The 16,041-nt window shown below is 39.9% G+C and carries 10 protein-coding genes and 1 tRNA gene; 8 read left to right on the top strand and 3 right to left on the bottom strand.

Annotated elements, in window-relative coordinates; genetic code table 11:
- Positions 1–32: 32 nt before the first annotated feature.
- Positions 33–554: a hypothetical protein gene (locus M0R21_06490; GenBank protein ID MCK9617469.1), complete on the bottom strand. Its 522-nt coding sequence runs from the start codon at positions 552–554 to the stop codon at positions 33–35.
- Between the two features lie 145 nt (positions 555–699).
- Here M0R21_06490 and M0R21_06485 point away from each other — a divergent pair, with 145 nt between their 5' ends.
- Complete coding sequence (locus tag M0R21_06485) at positions 700–2,346, top strand: amidohydrolase (protein MCK9617468.1); 1,647 nt, start codon at positions 700–702, stop codon at positions 2,344–2,346.
- Between the two features lie 344 nt (positions 2,347–2,690).
- Positions 2,691–2,764: transfer RNA gene (locus tag M0R21_06480), tRNA-Arg, on the top strand.
- Between the two features lie 125 nt (positions 2,765–2,889).
- On the opposite strand, the gene M0R21_06475 is transcribed toward M0R21_06480, so the two are convergent.
- A complete protein-coding gene (locus M0R21_06475; GenBank protein ID MCK9617467.1) occupies positions 2,890–3,597 on the bottom strand; it encodes a phosphoadenylyl-sulfate reductase in 708 nt (235 codons plus the stop codon).
- Between the two features lie 202 nt (positions 3,598–3,799).
- On the opposite strand from M0R21_06475, the gene M0R21_06470 reads away from it, so the two are divergent.
- On the top strand, positions 3,800–5,161 hold the full coding sequence (locus tag M0R21_06470) for a Mur ligase family protein (GenBank protein MCK9617466.1): 1,362 nt from the start codon (positions 3,800–3,802) through the stop codon (positions 5,159–5,161).
- A gap of 36 nt (positions 5,162–5,197) precedes the next feature.
- On the opposite strand, the gene M0R21_06465 is transcribed toward M0R21_06470, so the two are convergent.
- Positions 5,198–6,049, bottom strand: coding sequence for a LytTR family transcriptional regulator (locus tag M0R21_06465; GenBank protein ID MCK9617465.1), 852 nt, complete (start codon positions 6,047–6,049; stop codon positions 5,198–5,200).
- Positions 6,050–6,261: 212 nt separating this feature from the next.
- Between M0R21_06465 and M0R21_06460 the strand changes: the two genes are divergently transcribed.
- The 5 genes from M0R21_06460 to M0R21_06440 all read left to right on the top strand — a co-directional run bounded on the left by M0R21_06460 (position 6,262) and on the right by M0R21_06440 (position 15,980).
- A complete protein-coding gene (locus tag M0R21_06460) occupies positions 6,262–7,434 on the top strand; it encodes a DUF6051 family protein (GenBank protein MCK9617464.1) in 1,173 nt (390 codons plus the stop codon).
- A gap of 307 nt (positions 7,435–7,741) precedes the next feature.
- Positions 7,742–10,747: a GH92 family glycosyl hydrolase gene (locus M0R21_06455; protein ID MCK9617463.1), complete on the top strand. Its 3,006-nt coding sequence runs from the start codon at positions 7,742–7,744 to the stop codon at positions 10,745–10,747.
- Between the two features lie 159 nt (positions 10,748–10,906).
- Positions 10,907–13,450 (top strand): glycoside hydrolase family 2 protein, encoded by a 2,544-nt coding sequence (locus M0R21_06450; protein MCK9617462.1) that lies wholly within the window; start codon positions 10,907–10,909, stop codon positions 13,448–13,450.
- Positions 13,451–13,698: 248 nt separating this feature from the next.
- Complete coding sequence (locus M0R21_06445; protein ID MCK9617461.1) at positions 13,699–14,562, top strand: hypothetical protein; 864 nt, start codon at positions 13,699–13,701, stop codon at positions 14,560–14,562.
- 95 nt (positions 14,563–14,657) lie between these two features.
- A complete protein-coding gene (locus tag M0R21_06440; GenBank protein MCK9617460.1) occupies positions 14,658–15,980 on the top strand; it encodes a pyridoxal phosphate-dependent aminotransferase in 1,323 nt (440 codons plus the stop codon).
- Positions 15,981–16,041 lie beyond the last annotated feature (61 nt).

Below are 16,041 nucleotides of genomic sequence, written 5' to 3'. Positions count from 1 at the left end.
AAAACCCTGCTTTCATCCTGTTTCGTTCAGTATTAAGCTCTGGCAGGCAAACGTTTTTCTACAAAATAGAAACTTCCGAATAATACTGTAGAATATAAAAGGGTACCTGCAATTTCGTTACGGAAAAAGGGTATGGCAGCTTCGTAGCAAAGCATAAGCCCCTGGAAATTCATCGGGTAAAGCATCATCCCACTCAACCATGCGGCAAAATTGGTAATGATAAAAAACAAAACCGAAGAAGATACGGCAACCAGCGCTATATTTACAATACTTTTCCTGTTCCGGATTACCATTCCGAGAGATACGGTAATAGCAAATGAAAGATACACTGCCCACATCGTATCATGAAATCCTAAAAACACATCGCTGATAAGTAAAGCAAGCATGGGTATCAAAAAAGCAAGGCTTTTGCGCTGAACATAGGCACCTGCAAATAAAGCAATCGCTGCGACAGGTGTAAAATTAGGCATATGGGGTATCAAACGCCAGAAAGCTGCAATAAATATAGTACTGATCACTACTACAAAGCGAGGGGTGAAAATTTTACCGTTCATATTTTTTATAATAAAATTTATGTTCTAAACGACAAAAGTATAAAAAGGAATTGAAACTGCCTCTTTTTTTCTGAAAAATATCAACAGTGTAAATGTTCATAAATATTTTTAAATGGTTTTTTGTACGTTTGTAAAAATTGAATCCATGATATTACGTCGTTTTTGTTTACTAATTTGTATCCTGTTGCTTATGTTGAACTCCTGTATTGTTAGTCGTCAATATGCTGATATTGTTCTTTACAACGGTAAAGTATATACTGTTGACAAAAAATTTTCCTTTCATGAAAGCCTTGCCGTAAAAAATGGAAAAGTAATAGAAACCGGCAGCACCAAAGCCATAACCCGAAAGTATAAAACAAATAAAAGTATTGACCTTCAGGGGAAAACAGTATATCCGGGTTTTTACGACGGTCATTGCCATTTTTACCACTACGGACTTAATTTACAAAAAGCCGACCTGTTTGGTGTAGCTTCCTATACCGAAATGCTGCAAAGGCTTAAAGAGCACCAAAAAAAATTTCCTAACGGATGGCTTACCGGCATGGGGTGGGATCAGAATCTTTGGGCTGATAAAAACTTTCCCGATAATAAGTTACTCAACGAAGCTTTTCCTGATATCCCGGTGGTACTTTCCCGTGTTGACGGGCATGCCGTTTTGTTGAATTCAGAAGCTATGCGCCTGACAGGCATTAACGAAAATACATTGATGAATAAAGAAGAAGCCGTCTGGAACGATGGAAAACTTTCTGGCGTTTTTCTCGAAAACACTGCTGACAAAGCAAAGAATGCTGTTCCGCGCCCTTCGGTGGAATCTATTACTCAATTGCTGGTTAAGGCACAGGAAAATTGTTTTGCCGTAGGGCTTACTTCGGTTGCCGATGCAGGTCTCGAAAAAAGAGAAATTACAATCATTGATTCACTCCAGAAACAGGGAGTCTTGAAAATGAAAGTGTATGCCATGCTGAATCCTTCAGAAGAAAATTTTGAAACTTATGTAAAAGTTGGTACATACCAAACCGACCGTTTGCACATTGCTTCGGTAAAATTATATGCCGATGGAGCATTGGGCTCTATGGGTGCATTGCTAAAAAATCCTTATAGCGACGCCGACGATAAAACGGGTATTTTAGCTAATCCGGTTAAAAAATTAGAAACATTTTGCAGGCTGGCTTATCAAAATGGATTTCAGGTAAACACCCATTGCATCGGCGATTCTGCAGTTAACCTGATGCTTGGCATCTACGGAAAACTATTAAAAGGCCAAAATGATTTACGATGGCGAATTGAACATGCCCAAATAGTAAGCCCTTCCGATTTTGCAGTATTTGAAAAATTTTCGGTAATTCCCTCGGTACAAGCCACACACGCCACTTCTGACATGTTTTGGGCGGGACAACGTTTAGGTGAAGAACGGCTGAAAAATGCCTATGCCTATAAAAAATTGCTCAATCAAAACGGATGGATTATCAATGGAACAGACTTTCCCATCGAAAATATCAGCCCATTGCTGACTTTTTATGCTGCAGTATCCCGTAAAAATACGAATGGCAAACCCGAAAGCGGCTTCCAAATCGAAAATGCACTTACACGGGAAGAAGCATTACGTTCCATAACTATCTGGGCTGCAAAAGGTGCATTCGAAGAAAAGGAGAAAGGCAGCCTCGAATCTGGGAAAGCTGCTGATTTTGTGGTATTGGATGGCGACATAATGACCTTACCCGAATCATCATTGCCACATGTAAAAATAATAATGACATTCAGTAACGGCGAAGAAGTTTATCCGCTAAAATAGAAAAAACTGCAAACCGATTAGCCCTCACAATCAGATGGTAATAACCTGAACCCGGGATAAAATATGTTTTACATCTACTTGATATTAATCCGTTAGGGTTTTAATATCCATAGAAAGGATTTTTTGTTTTTTATAAATTTTCCGTTAGGGGATTAATAATTGATGCCCTCCGAAAATCTTTCATAAAAAATCAACATTCTATTAACATTCATCGCCTACGACGAAATGTAACATACTGAAATATTACAAGAATGGTTTGTAACCTTACGCCAAACTCAGGTTATATGAATTTTAAATTTACTTTTCGGAATTAAAAAAAGATATTATCTTTGCAACCGCAAAAAGGCTCCGTGGCTCAACTGAATAGAGCATCTGACTACGGATCAGAAGGTTACAGGTTTGAATCCTGTCGGAGTCACCCAATAGTTTAAAAATACCGTACCCAATAAGTGTACGGTATTTTTATTTTGGCATATTTCCGACTGTTTGTAAATTTATTTTCAGATGCTCAATTGACTAAACATAATTTTTTACCGTGTAATATCAATCTTTTTTATGCAATCCGCACTCGCGGTTTTCAGGATTTTCCCACCACCATCTTCCCGAACGCAAATCTTCACCCAAAGCAACACTACGGGTACAGGGTTGACAACCAATACTGGGAAATCCTTTATCATGCAAAATATTGTACGGAATATTATTTTGTCGTATAAAACCCCACAATTGCTCGTCCGTCCAGTGTATCAAAGGGTTTACTTTCAGCATTTGATTCTGTTCATCCCATTCAACCATCTGGTTTTTGGTACGTGTAATGCCTTGTTGCCATCTTAAACCACAAATCCAGACCTGCATTCCTTGTAATGCACGTTGCAAAGGGTCAATTTTTCTCACCCTGCAGCATTGCTTCCTGTTGGCAAGACTATTATAAAAAAGATTGATTCCCTTTTGGTTGACCATTTCCTCCACCTCTTTTTTTTCAGGAAAATACACCCTGATAGGAAGCCGATAACGGTTTTGAGTTTTATGAAGCAAATCATAGGTTTCGGCAAACAACCTGCCCGTATCCAAAGTAAATATGTGAATTGGAACGTCCAAAGTGGCAATCAGATGCATTATTACCTGATCTTCGGCACCCAAACTGGAAGCAAAAGCAACTTTCCCCGCATAAACATCGCTAAAATACCGGATCACTCCTTCCGGACTTGCCTGAGCAAAACGGATATTGAGTTCCGGAATATTTTTCTGTTCCATGATATGTTTTTTTCACCGCAAAGATAACCGTAATGTTTTTACATTTTGCTTCCCATAATGCTATGCAAGGAAAAGCTCTACAAAATATAAAAAAAATTTGGTTGCTTAAAAAAAAATTTAGATGTTTGCTTAATTATTTTACAGACAAGAGTTCTGTTTGATAGAAATGAATTTATTATTAAAGTTTTACTGATTATCGCTTATGAAAGTTCATTTTATTGCGATTTGTGGTAGTGCAATGCATAACCTTGCCATAGCATTGGCTAAAAAAGGATATGAAGTTTCGGGTTCTGACGACGAATTTTTTGAACCGGCAAAAAGCAGGTTACGGAAATACGACCTGTTACCCGGATTAATCGGCTGGCACCCTGAACTACTAACCCCCCAACTGGATGCAGTAATAGTAGGAATGCATGCCAAAGCCGATAACCCCGAACTCATCCGTGCTCAACAATTAGGGCTGAAAATTTATTCTTATCCCGAATACCTTTATGAACAGTCGAAAAATAAAAAAAGAATTGTCATAGGGGGAAGTCATGGAAAAACAACCATCACTGCCATGATTCTGCATGTTTTACAACATTGTAAAATTGACTGCGATTATATGGTAGGCGCCCAGCTCGAAGGGTTTGATGTAATGGTAAAACTCAGCGAAGATGCGCCCCTGATGGTGTTCGAAGGTGATGAATACCTCACCTCACCTATTGACCGTCGTCCGAAATTCCATGTGTATAAACCGGACATAGCCCTGATCAGCGGCATTGCATGGGACCACATCAATGTGTTCCCCACTTTCGATAACTATGTGGAACAATTCAGGATATTTGCCGGACTGATAAGCAATAACGGTGCTCTTGTATATTGCAATGAAGATGTCGAAGTGGTAAAAATAGCCGACCATGTCCCTGAGTCTATTCAAAAATATGCTTACAAAACACTTAGTTTCACCATAGAAAACGGCATTACCTATCTTAACACAAAAAATGGAAAAACTGCGTTGCAGATTTTCGGGAAACATAACCTGTGTAATCTTGCAGGAGCAAAACAGGTTTGCAACCTTTTAGGGGTGAGCGACGAATTATTTTTTAATGCCATTGCTTCATTCAAGGGTGCATCAAAACGTCTTGAGTTGATTGCAAAAAACGATTTTACAGCCATTTATAAGGATTTTGCCCATTCACCTTCCAAGCTGATGGCTACCACCAAAGCATTGAAAGAACAATATCCCGGGCGTAAGCTGGTTGCCTGTATGGAACTGCACACCTACAGCAGTCTGAACAAAGATTTTCTTTCGCAATACCAAAATACACTCGAATTTGCCGATGTCCCCTTAGTGTACTTTAACCATCATGCCCTTGCAATAAAAAAACTGCCGCCTATCAGCTCCGAACAGGTTTTTGATGCCTTCAACAACCCCGATCTACAAGTTTTTACCGACTCTTCCATACTCAGGGCAACATTGCTGCAACAGGAATGGAAAAACTGCAACCTATTGATGATGAGTTCGGGAAATTTTGATGGAATTTCGTTGGATGCGTTAGCCGAAAACATTCTCGCACGCTGATTCCGGGCAAAAGAAACACTTTTGTCAAGCAATAAGTTACACACTAAACCGGGTAAATACCTGCATCACCTTTTCGATATACGATTTTGAAACAGGGATTTGTAAAGCTTCCGGCACATCCAGTTCAAGGTGTAAACCGTCTTTTTCCCTGCGTAAAATCTTCACCTTCTCAAAATTGATAATGAACGAACGATGGCAACGGATTACCATGCTGCCTTCCAACTGCTCTTCCAACTTTTTCATAGTGTTGCGCATCATGAAATGCACAATTTTTTCCTTGTTCAGGTAATAAATTGTAACATAATTATCAGAAGATTCAATATAAAGCAGATGCTCGGCTTTTACTGACAACCGAAGTATACCCTTTTCATCATGAAAGGGAATCATATTTTTTGTGCTATCGGGAACATCTTTTTCTGCCGAAAGTGTTTCAAGTTTGATTTTTTTCTCCCTCCACGAAAAAAAAAGCCAGGTTGCAGAATAAGGTAATAAAAGAACCAGCGCAGTATTTTGAATCGAATTTTTCAACAAATCAGGGAAAAAACGGGAATCGGCAACTATCCATTTTTCGTAAAGCGCATAAAACAGTGCCATAAAAAAAACTTCGGCAACTACCCAAACCAGATACTGCCATAACAGCAAGCTGTGTTTTTTACACCAATGATACATTATCATCCTGCTTACCACAACTACCAGCACTCCGGTGAGTATCACCAGGCTTGAAAACAACAAAAGTTGCCACCGGGTTACATTGTACCATGTTTCCACACCGAAAGGAGCATAAATGTTTATGAACAGCAATGCAAAAGCACTCGTGAACAATATGAGTCTTACAATATTGCCTTTTTCGGTAAGATATTGGGAGATGGGCTTCTGTAAGTCGGACATTCCACTATTGATTTGAGTGCAAATGTACAGATTTTATTCCGGTTTCAGTGGGCAGGAATCATATTGGACTTTTGCTGTTGTGCAATTCGTCCCCCAATGAGAATTTTCATCCCGCATTCCCCGTTTTCGTCCCATTCTGCAGGGTAGTACACCTTTAATTTGAAGGTCTCCTGTTCCGGTGTTTCCTTTGTTTTGCAAATCAGAAATACACTATGCAATATTCATCACTATACCGGGAGTTAAAATCTGTTTTTTCTTTAGAAAATAATGCAATGGCAGTGAACACCTCCGGAGCCACAATACATATGCTGCCTTTTACTTCACGATTCGGGAATTCGTCTGGAATCGGCAATGATAACCGTACAGCCATAGATGATTTTTACAATATCAACGACGAAGATATTATTGAAAACAAAGAATTCCGCTATCCGGTTTTTGTTCCCGGTACGGGTAAAAAATACAAAAGAGCCATACTGCTACTGCACGGACTTAATGAGAGAAGCTGGCTGAAATATTTGCCATGGGGATACTACCTGGCTATAAAAACAGGAGTTCCCGTAATTTTATTTCCCATTGCTTTTCACATGAACCGTTCGCCGCAGATGTGGAGCAACCCCAGAGCCGTTATGCCCTTGCTCATCCGCAGAAATCATTCAGTTGCCAGGGCATCTATGACGACCATTGCCAACGTAGCTTTGAGCGAACGATTGTCGGAAGACCCGTTGCGTTTCATGCTTTCGGGCTGGCAAAGTGCAGAAGATGTGATATGTCTGCTCGAACAAACTAAAAGTGGAAAGCATCCCTTCCTTGAAAAAAATGCGGATATTGACCTGTTTACCTATTCAATAGGCTCGTTTTTAGGGCAGATTCTCATGCTGGCAAATCCCGCTAACCTTTTGCAGCAAAGCCGGATGTTTCTTTTTTGCGGAGGCTCGCTTTTCAGCCAAATGAACGGCGTTTCGCGGTTAATAATGGACGAAACGGCTTTCCGGAAGATTTACCATTTTTACATGTGCGATTTGCAAACCCAAATACGCCAACGACACCCGTTTTTTGTGCATTTACAACAAACATCTTTGGGTAACGCGTTTATTTCCATGATAAGAGAAAGCAACAGGCGCACTTTCAGAGAACACACAATTGCAAAACTGCACGACAAAATACAGGCTATCTGCCTCAAAAACGACAGTGTGATACCTGCCACAGGAATAATACAAACCCTCGGTATCCACGGTAAGCCACCCTTCTGTAACGTGGAAGTTTTCGACCCGCCATTTCCCTATTCACACGAAACGCCATTTCCAGTTGCCAATCCTGGGCTTAGTCCCCTTGTTGACACCGCTTTCGCCCATGTTTTTGAAAAAGCTTCGGGATTTCTTAACTAATTATTCTGGTTTACGGGATTAATAATTCTGCTTCGTTCCGGATTGCATTACAATATCATGCAGCCAAAAAAATATTCTTAATCCTTTCATCTTAGCCATTTAAAACGGGTTTTTACAACATCGAAGCACTTTTTCAACCACTCAAAACCTGCCTCTACTACATTTTGAAAGTACATTTTTAACTGTTGTAAACTACAGCTTCTGACCCTAAGTCTTAATTTCCATTTGCACTAACTACAAAACTTATTACAAAGAAAATGGCATATCGGATATATTGTTAAATTCGGAGCGTTAAATCCAAGAAAAAATGAAAAAATACAGCAATCACAAATACAAAATATTAACCTCAGCGGTTATTATAATCCAGATAATTCTTGTAACTTTTTCCACTACCGGTAACCACTTTTCTTCAAATAGTAATCATCCTATACTTTCCGGTAACCCTACAAAATATGTCAACCCCTTTATCGGAACCGGTGGACATGGACACACCTACCCTGGTGCAAGTGTACCTTTTGGCATGGTGCAGTTAAGCCCGGATACCCGCCTTGATGGCTGGGATGGCTGTTCAGCTTATCATCACAGCGATACGATAATTTACGGTTTCAGCCACACGCATCTTAGCGGTACCGGTTGTTCCGACTATGGCGACATTTTGCTGATGCCAACAGTTGGCAAGGTATTTTGGAAAAGGGGCAGTCCTAAAAACATGGCAGAAGGATATTGTTCCTCTTTTTCTCATGAAAATGAAGAAGCTTCCGCCGGTTACTATAGTGTCTTGTTAAATAAAGGACATGTAAAAGCAGAACTTACAGCAACTGCACGCTGCGGATTGCATTGTTATACTTTTCCGGAAAGTAAGAATGCCAATATCATCATTGATCTTTCGCACCGCGATAAAGTGTTGGATTCTTACATTCATTTTTCCAAAACAGACGAGATAGAAGGTTATCGCCGGTCGCAGGCATGGGCTGACAACCAGATAGTATATTTTGTTGCAAAATTTTCCAAGCCTTTCGACCGTTCGACCATCGCTGTCAACGATCAGTTAAATTCCTATCTAAATGAAACTAACGGAAAAAATGTAAAAGCATCTGTAAGTTTTATCACCAACAAAGGAGAACAAATCCTGGTGAAAGTTGGGATTTCTGCTGTAAGCATGGAAAATGCAAGATTGAATATGGAAAAAGAAATACCGGGCTGGAACTTTAAAGATGTGCGAAACAATGCCGAAGAAAGCTGGAATAAAGAACTGAGTAAGATTACGGTAGAAGGTGGTTCCAACGATCAGAAAGAGGTGTTTTACACAGCACTTTACCATGCTTTGCTTAGCCCCAATTCATATTCGGATGTGAATGGAGAATACCTTGGCAGAGATTTTAAAGCCCATAAGACGGAAAACTTTGATTATTACACTGTTTTTTCGCTTTGGGATACCTATCGTGCACTGCATCCTCTGCTCACCATTACCGACCGCAAACGCACTTCCGATTTTATCAACACCTTTATTAAACAGTTCGAACAAGGAGGCAAATTGCCGGTATGGGAGCTTGCCGCCAACGAAACTGATTGTATGATAGGGCATCATGCCATTCCGGTAATTGCTGATGCTTATTTAAAAGGAGTTAGTGGTTTTGATGCAGAAAAAGCACTCAATGCAATGGTTAGTAGTGCTATGCTGGATGAAAGAGGCGGAAAAGCATACCGTGAAGTGGGTTTTCTGAGTACCGATGATGATGGCGAATCTGTTTCCAAGACTCTTGAATATGCTTTCGATGACTGGTGCATTGCCCAGATGGCAAAAAAAATGAAAAAAGAAGATATTTATAAAGAGTTCATACAGCGTGCACAGTCCTATCAAAATCTTTACGATCCATCTACCGGATTTATGCGGGCTAAAGTAAATGGAGGCTGGTATTTCCCTTTTGACTCTAAAGAAGTGAATAGCAATTACACCGAAGCCAATGCCTGGCAATATACTTTTTACGCCCCACAGGACATCAGCGGAATGATGCAACTTTTTGGTGGTAAAGACAAATTTGCTCAACGTTTGGATGATCTTTTTACTACCAAATCAGAAATCTCAGGACGAGAACAACCCGACATTACAGGTTTAATCGGTCAGTATGTGCATGGAAACGAACCCAGCCACCACATGGCTTACCTGTACAACTACGCGGAACAACCCTGGAAAACCCAGGCTATGGTACATCGCATCATGAAAGAAATGTACACAGCCGCTCCCGATGGGCTGTGTGGCAACGAAGATTGCGGGCAAATGTCGGCATGGCTTGTTTTAAGTGCCATGGGATTTTATCCGGTAACTCCGGCAGCAGATGAATATGCTATTGGAACCCCCATGTTTAAAAAAGTTACTCTGCATCTCGAAAATGGAAAAGACTTTTCTATCGAAGCTAAAAATTTAGATGCCAATAATTACTACATACAGTCAGCTACTTTTAACGGAAAAGCTTATAATAAGTGTTTTATCACCTATGAGATGATTGAAAAAGGTGGAAAACTGATTTTTAACATGAGCACCCAGCCTAACAAAGAATGGGGAAAGGAAGTTCCGGTAGCAGAGATTCGCGATAATAAAGTGGTAGCAGTACCTTTTGTAAAAGAAGGCAAACGAACTTTTGCCGATTCCATGCAGGTAGAACTTGGCTGCATAACCCATTCTGCACGTATTCATTATACACTTGATGGTTCAACACCTTCCATTGCTTCGCCAGTTTACGAAGAGCCATTGGTAATTAAAAATACTACCACGTTAAAAGCTTTTGCAGAAGCTCCGGACTATTTCCCAAGTAAAATCATCACCTCTTTTTTTGGAAAGCGTAAATCCGGTGTTACTATCAAACTAAACAGCAAATACAACCCTCAATATGCTGCCGGTGGTAATGAGGCTCTTATTGACGGGCTGAAAGGGAATACTAATTTCCATACCGGTTTATGGCAAGGTTATGAGGGCGTTGATTTAGATGTAGTAGTTGATCTCGGTAAAGAAACCCCAGTAGAAAAAATTTCCATTAATTTTCTTCAGGATCAGGGAGCATGGATTTTTATGCCTAAGAAAGTTGATTTTTATGTTTCGAAGGATGGCAGTACATTTCTCAATGCCGAAACTGTAAACAACCCTGTTTCTGAAAAACAGGATGGCGGTATTATTCATACATTTGCAATGGGCTACAAGAACACTACCGTCCGCTTTATTAAAATAGTTGCCCAAAATCGTGGCGTTTGCCCTGAATGGCATCCGGGTGCTGGTGATAAAAGCTGGCTTTTTGCAGATGAAATAACCATTGAATAACCATGGAAAAAGATGGACTTCTGGATGAAAAAAAGGTAAATGGTAAAGGAACTTCGATTTATTTTACTTTAAGAACGGCCAAATATATCTGGTAAAATGATTAACCCTGAATATTTATTTCAAATTTAAAAATCAATAATTTATCTATATTTTTACAAATTGAATAGTCTTAGAAACCTTGCACTTCCGCTTATTCTCACTTTGTTGTTTGGACAAGCCTTTGCCCAAAAGGAAAATCCTTTTGTAAAAAAAACAGAGTTAAACCAGCACTGGCAGTTTAAACGCGCTGGCGGAAGCAAATGGCTGCAAGCTACTGTCCCCGGTTGTGTACATACAGATTTGTTGAATAATAAGCAGATTGAAGATCCTTTCTTTGGTGAGAATGAAAAGAAGGTTCAATGGATAGAAAACGAAGACTGGGAATACCAATGTAGTTTTGTTGTTGACAGCACCATGCTTAATTTTCAGCATATCGAATTGGTGTTTGAAGGACTGGATACCTATGCCAGTATGATGCTGAACGGGATTCCATTGCTTCAGGCAGATAATATGTTTTGTACCTGGAGCGAAAACGTAACCAAACGGCTAAAGAAAGGCACCAATACCATCTTTATCCGTTTTTCTTCGCCGGTAAGGCTGGGAAAACTAAAAGCCATGAAACTTCCTTACACCCTTCCGGGAGATGAAAAGGTTTTTACCCGCAAAGCTGCTTATCATTTCGGATGGGACTGGGGACCACGTCTGGTTACCACAGGTGTCTGGAAACCAGTTTACCTGTTTGCATGGAATGATTTCGTTTTACGCCAGGCGCAAATCCAACAACAAAAACTTACTCCTGATTCTGCAATATTAAATGCCAATCTTGAAATTGAATCTACTCAAGAACAAAATATCACCATTAAAATTTCTGATACCGTTTCTGGAGAAGTATATTCAGAAACATCAGTAAAACTTTTCCCCGGAATCAATGAAAAGAGTATTTCCTTTCTGATTCACAGCCCCAAACTATGGTGGACTAACGGTTTGGGGAAACCTTTTCTTTACAATATTCAAATTACATTAAATAAAACTACCACAGAAAGGCAGGATACCGTTATCAGAACCGGGCTTCGCAAGCTGGAAATCATCCGGCAAACGGATAGCACAGGAAACGGATTTTATGTGCAGTTAAATGGTGTTCCTATTTTTATGAAAGGTGCCAATTATATCCCCTCGGATAATTTTTTAGCCCGTACCGGAAAAGAAACTTATTCACGAATCATTCAATCTGCGAAGCAAGCAAACATGAATATGCTTCGCGTGTGGGGTGGTGGCATTTACGAAAATGATGAATTCTACAATCTCTGCGACGAAAACGGCATCCTTGTGTGGCAGGATTTTATGTTTGCCTGTAGTATGTATCCGGGCGACAGTGCTTTTGTGGAAAATGTGAAAGCCGAAGCCATTGACAACATCACAAGACTAAGAAATCATCCCTGCCTGGCACTTTGGTGTGGCAACAACGAGATGAGCGAAGGCTGGCACAACTGGGGTTGGCAAAAACAGTACCGTTACTCGAAGAAAGACTCGGCAAATATCTGGCATAACTATCAGAAGATATTTGAAGAAATGCTTCCGGCACTGGTTTACGAGTTTGATTCCGGAAGGTATTACCATCCCTCCTCTCCTACTTACGGCTGGGGCCGGAAAGAAAGCTTGACGCACGACGACAGTCATTACTGGGGTGTTTGGTGGGGAATGGAACCCTTCAGTGTTTACAGAAAAAAGATAGGGCATTTTATGTCGGAATATGGTTTCCAGGGATTCCCAAGCATGCAAACCATTGATTCTTTCACATCGCCGACAGATCGTTTTTTGTATTCTGATGTATTAAAAGTACATCAGAAACATCAGACAGGATTTGAAACCATACAAACTTACCTGGAACGCGACTACCGTCAGCCTAAAGATTTTGAGAGTTATACCTATGTGAGCCAGCTTTTGCAGGCAGAAGGAATGCGTACTGCAATAGAAGCTCACCGCCGGGCAAAACCTTACTGCATGGGAACGCTTTACTGGCAGTTGAATGACTGTTGGCCAGTGGTTTCCTGGTCGTCCGTTGACTATTTGGGGAGATGGAAAGCATTACATTATTTTGCAAAGAAAACCTATGAGAATGTGATTCTTTCTACCGTAGAAGAAGGCGGAAAAGTGAATGTGTATGCCGTTTCCGACCGCTTACAGGATTTACCTGCAAAACTGGAACTGAAACTAATGGATTTCGACGGAAAGGTTTATAAAAAAATCATTCAGCAGGTGAATGTTCCGGCAAACAGCAGCAAAATACTCTTTACTTTCAGTGCAGACGAATATATTGATAGCAGCTTAAAAAATAACATTTTATTACAGGCAAACCTTTCCAACGACGATGCAGTAATTGCAAAAAATATCTTTTATTTCCTTCCTATAAAGAAACTTAACCTGCCCAACCCGGAGATAAGCTATACAATAGTGCCCCATGGCGACGGTTTTCAAATTAAATTGAAATCGAAGAATTTGGTAAAGAATGCTTTTCTTTCTCTTTCGAAGGGAAAGGGATTCTTTTCGGATAATTATTTTGATATTTTGCCCGGCGAAGAAATCATTATTACCTATCACACCCAAGATATGATAGAAAATATAGATAAAAAGATTAAAATTGCATCTGTTTTTAGTAGTTATTAGAAAATAAAGGTGCTGAATTTTTATTCTTTGCGAACTTTGTGTTTCAATATTTTAAAATTTAACCACAAAGCACAGTAGCGGTTTTCACAAAGGTCTCAAAGGTTTTTAATAGAAGAAAAGAAGAATGAGATATTTGCTAAACAAATTAAATTTTTATGAACCGAGCATGTTTATATAAAAACACAAACCTGCATGAAAATAATAACATGCGAGCTCCATCCGGCATATTAATAACAAATTATTTTCGGATGAAAAGTAAGCTTTTTATTTTCTTTTTGTTGTTACTGGTGTCTCTATTCGGCAAGGCGCAGGTAGTGGAGATTTATGATAAAAATGAAGGTAACACCCCTGCAAAAGATACTACCAAGGTGGTTGTTGCTCCCGATCTCACCAACCCCTTATTTGAAGATTACGTCAAAACGACTATTTATCTTTCGCCCGACGACAATCTGATCCGTTATGCACTTTATCGGAAAAACTTCACTGATCAGTTTCTTGCAGAATATGAAACCGAACGTATTTACCCGGCAAGTCGTATTTTCGGTTTTTCGCAAGATGGGAAATATTACCGTTCGGTAAAGATTGATGAAAACAACTATGTATTTGCCGAAAAAGTAAATAACGGCAAAATGAGCTTTTACTTTTGTCGTAATCTCCCGCATATTTACGAAGATGTGGAATTTATTACCTCCGATCCCAAAAATTTGGGCTACCGTAATACCATGATTACAGAAGACGAAAGCCGACATCGTTATCGCAACGATTATCATTATTTTGTTACCGTTGCGCCGGATACTTTTCAATTGGTTCGCATCACTAATTTTCAGGAATTTGCCACCAAATATCTTAAAGATTGTCCGAAGGCTTACGATATGGCAATGAAATTCAGAACCAACAGGTATCATAAAAAAATTGAACGGATAGCCCTTCCTGCAATTTTTGTTACTGCCATTGCCATCATAGTTGCAAATAATTTTGATAAACAGATTTTCCTTACAGTGGGAGGCGGAACAGCTCTCGTCTATGGCGCTTATAGCTTTTTGACCCGTCATCACAAACCCAATCCCACCCAGGTATTGCACATTGTTCAGGCACACAACGGCTGCCGTTAAATATTTTTTGTTATTTCAAAATAATTCTAATAAGTTTGACCCATGAAGTTTTGTTACAGAAACTGATGGATTTTTAATGATTTATATATTATAAAATGAAAGATACACCCATAAATTACGAGGCTGTCAGCCGTATAATCAAAGAATTAAATTTGAATGGTAAAGTAGAAAAAGCTTCCATCCGTGAAATTAAAAAGCTCATCAATTGTATCGAAAACGAAACTGGAGAACGTTTTGTGCGAATGGAAATGGGAGTTCCGGGGCTTCCGCCATCGCAAATAGGCATTGATGCAGAAATAAAAGCCCTAAAAACAGGAATTGCCGCCATCTACCCCGACATTGAAGGCATACCCGAATTGAAAGAAGAGGCTTCGCTGTTTATTAAAATGTTTATTAACATCAATGTTAGTCCCGAAGGTTGCATCCCCACGGTAGGCTCCATGCAGGCAGGATTTGCTTCCTTTCTTACCCTTTCACGGATACATGAGGGCAGAGATACTACCCTGTTCATTGACCCCGGTTTTCCCGTACACAAACAGCAGCACCATGTATTAGGTCTTAAATATGAAAGCTTCGACGTGTATAATTACAGGGGCAAAAAACTGCGCGAAAAACTGGAATCGTATTTTTGCAAAGGGAATATCCATTCCATGCTGTACTCCAACCCCAATAATCCCTCCTGGATTTGTTTTACCGACGAAGAATTGCGCACCATTGGTGAACTGGCAACAAAATACAACATCGTTGTACTGGAAGACCTTGCTTACTTTGCGATGGATTTCCGGAAAGATTATTCACATCCCGGACAACCGCCTTACCAGCCTTCGGTAGCTAATTACACAGACAACTACATACTTTTTATTTCCAGTTCCAAAGCATTTAGTTATGCCGGACAGCGTATCGGCATTATGGCAATTTCCGACCATTTATTTCACTCCCGTTTTCCCAAGTTATTGCAATATTATTCGTTCGACGTCTTCGGAAAAGCCATGATATATGGTACTGTATATGCATTAAGTTCTGGCACTTCCCATTCGCCGCAATATGCGCTCGCCGCCATGTTTAAAGCCGCCAACGACGGGAAGTTAAATTTTGTTGACAGTGTTAAAGAATACGGCGAAAAAGCCCATATCATGAAACAATTATTCACCGATAACGGGTTCACCATTGTGTACGACAAAGATAATGGATACCCCATTGCCGATGGTTTCTATTTTACCATTTCCTATCCCGGAATGACCGGAGCGCAACTGATTGAAGAATTGCTTTATTATGGCATCAGCGCCATTTCGCTTGCCATTACCGGAAGCGAACATACTGAAGGACTTCGCGCCTGTGTTTCCCTGGTACAGCGTAACCAATTTCCCGACCTGGAATTTCGTTTGAAAAAATTCAAGGAACATCATCCCATCAATTAATAAGAAAAATACCTGAAGAACTTTCAGGTATTTTTTTGTATCTTTATACCTTGGTTCAGCC

The sequence above is a fragment of the Lentimicrobiaceae bacterium genome (assembly GCA_023227965.1).
Classification (GTDB): domain Bacteria; phylum Bacteroidota; class Bacteroidia; order Bacteroidales; family JALOCA01; genus JALOCA01.
This window is presented reverse-complemented; position numbering and strand designations above follow the sequence as displayed.